Consider the following 269-nt stretch of genomic DNA (forward strand, 5'->3'; position numbering starts at 1 on the left):
TTGAACTGCTTGCAGAACTCCATGATGTTGACGCCGTTCTGGCCCAGCGCGGGACCGACCGGCGGCGAGGGATTGGCCTTGCCTGCAGGAATCTGCAGCTTGACGTAGGCCTGGATCTTCTTTGCCATCTACGTACTCCTAAGTTGGGTGCTAACGCCTTGCGGCTCCCCAGTGTTTCCGAGAGGCGAGAGGAGAGAGGCGAGAGGCGGAAAAGCGGGGCTTCTACGCCTCTCGCCTCTCCCCTCTCGCCTCCCGCCTCAGGCCTTCTC

General features: G+C 61.7%; 1 pseudogene. It reads right to left on the reverse strand.

Going from position 1 to position 269, the window contains the following annotated elements:
- Positions 1-128, reverse strand: a pseudogene (locus tag Ga0451573_RS19240) (50S ribosomal protein L11); the annotation flags it as partial.
- Between the last annotated feature and the right edge of the window lie 141 nt (positions 129-269).

Origin of the sequence: Phosphitispora fastidiosa (genome assembly GCF_019008365.1) — a bacterium.
GTDB classification, from domain to species: domain Bacteria; phylum Bacillota; class Thermincolia; order Thermincolales; family UBA2595; genus Phosphitispora; species Phosphitispora fastidiosa.